Consider the following 2,375-nt stretch of genomic DNA (forward strand, 5'->3'; position numbering starts at 1 on the left):
CTCCGCCGCGAACACCGTCCGCAGCACCTCGTGCCGCGCGACGATGGCGCTCAGAGCCGCCTGCACGACGTCGGGACGCACCGGGCCGCGCAGCCTCAACACCAGGGGCGTGGTGTACGCGAGGCTTCCGGGCGTCATCTGGTCGGCGAGCCACAGTCTGCGCTGGCCGTACGACAGGGGTACCCGGTCCGTGCCCGCGGGCCGCGGCAGGGGCACGGGCCGCGGATTCACTCCTCGCAGTCCTTCGATGTGCCGGACGAGGTCGTGGACGGTCGCGTGGCGCAGGAAGTCGGAGTAGTCGATCTGCACCGCGAAGTTCTGCTCCAGGCGCGCGATGATGCGCGTCGCGCCCAGGGAGTCGCCGCCCAGCTCGAAGTAGTTGTCCGACACCGAGATCGGACTGATCCCCAGGACGTCCTCCCAGGTGTCGGCGACGATGCTCATGGCCTCGGACATCGTCTCCCGGCTGCCGCGCTCCGCCTCCGGCGGAGCGATCTCCAGGAGCTTGCGCCGGTCGACCTTCCCGTTGGCGGTCAGGGGGAAGTCGTCGACGTACGTGATGGTGCGCGGGATCATGCTCTCCGGCAGGACCTTCTTGAGCTGCGAGCGCAGCAGCGCCTCGTCGGCCGGAGCGGCTGTCGTCGCCCTCACGTAGGCGCGCAGGAGGGAGGCGCCGTGCTGGTCCTTGTCGGCGACGACGGAGCATTCGGCGACCCCGTCGACCGAGCTGATAGCCGTCTCGACCTCGGCCGGCTCCACGCGGACGCCGTGGATCTTCACCATGTCGTCGCAGCGCCCGATGAACTCCAGCTCGCCGTCCGGCGTGAGGCGACCCAGGTCGCGCGTGCGGTACAGCCGATGGCCGCGCCTGTCCGTGAACGGATTCGGTACGAAGCTCTCCGCCGTCAGGGCGGGCCGGCCCAGGTACTCCTGGCCGACGCCGGCCCCGCCGATGTAGATCTCGCCGACGTCGCCCTGCGGCACCGGCCGCATCGACTCCGACAGCAGGTAGATGTCCGTGTTCGGCAGCGGACGCCCTGCGAGGTTCGAGGGCGAGTCGGCGCCGAGGATGCCGATAGTCGAGGAGATGGACCCCTCGCTCGCCCCGTACACCTGGCCCACGTCGGCGTGCGGCAGCCATTTCTTGACCAGCGCGTCCTGGAGGGCGTCGCCGCCCAGGACCAGCTGGGTGATCAGCGGGACGTCCGCGGGCTCGATCACCGTGAGGGGCCCGGGCGTTCCCATGTACAGCGTGACCGCGTCGCGCCGCAGCGCCGCGCTGATGACCCGTCCGCCGCGCCGCTCGTGCCGGGGGACGACGCTCAGCTGCGCGCCGTTCAGCAGCGCCATCCACACCTCGGCGGACATCACGTCGAAGGAGGTGGTGGCGAGCTGGGCGATGTTGGTCGCGGTGCCGACGTCCATGGCCGCGCCCATCCCGAGCGCCCAGTTGCACAGTCCGCCGTGCGTGATGACGACGCCCTTCGGGTGCCCCGTGGACCCCGAGGTGTAGACGACGTACGCCGGCCGTTCGGCCAGGGGGGCTCCCGCCGTGGCCCACTGCGACGACTCCTCGACGGGCATCAGCCGCTCGTAGTCCAGGGACGCCCAGTCGTTCGCGGCCGTGTCGTCCTTGTGGGAGACCAGGAGGGAGCAGCGAGCGTCACGCGACAGCCAGGCATTGCGCTCGGCGGGCGCGGCCGTGTCCAGGCACAGGTAGACCGCACCGATCCGGACGGTGGCGACGATCGCCACGACCAGGGCGATGCCGGGCTCCAGCGACAGCCCCACGACATCGCCTGCGCCGACGCCCGAGGCGGTCAGCGCCGCGGACACCGCCTTGCTCGACGCGTCCAGCTCGGCGTACGTCAGGAGCTCGCCCGCGCACAGCAGTGCCGGCGCGTCGGCATGCCGGCTGACGACGCCGGCGATCTCGTCGATCAGATTGAGGTCCAGCAGGTCGCCCCGCTCGGGACCGGCGAGCGACTCGCCCTCCTGGAGCTCGGGCAGGCCGCGGTGCCCGGCGGTGATCGGCGTGTCGTCCCGGGACACGCCGTGCCGCAGTATGTCGACGAACCGCTCGCTCAGCGCCGCGATCGTGTGCGCGTCGAACAGGTCGCTGCGGTAGTTGACCTGGATCTGCGTGCTGGCGCCCTCGAAGACCTGGAAGGTCAGGTCCAGCGAAGAGCCGGGCAGCGGCGCCTGCGTCGGGGTCGCCGTGAGGTCGCCGATGGCGTACTCGGAGACGGACTCCGGCTGATAGACCAACGACGTCTGCAAGTACGGGGTCTGGTGCGAGCGGCGTGGGGGGCGGGTGGCGGCGATGAGGAGGTCGAAGGGGAGGTCTTGGTGGTCCTGTGCGTCGAGGACGGTTT

1 protein-coding gene is annotated in these 2,375 nt (G+C 71.0%); it reads right to left on the reverse strand.

Going from position 1 to position 2,375, the window contains the following annotated elements; genetic code table 11:
• The coding region (locus ACIP5K_RS35690) for an amino acid adenylation domain-containing protein (RefSeq protein ID WP_401416673.1) at positions 1–2,375 on the reverse strand (2,375 nt) is incomplete at both ends.

Source organism: Streptomyces sp. NPDC088785 (assembly GCF_044750685.1).
Taxonomy (GTDB): domain Bacteria; phylum Actinomycetota; class Actinomycetes; order Streptomycetales; family Streptomycetaceae; genus Streptomyces.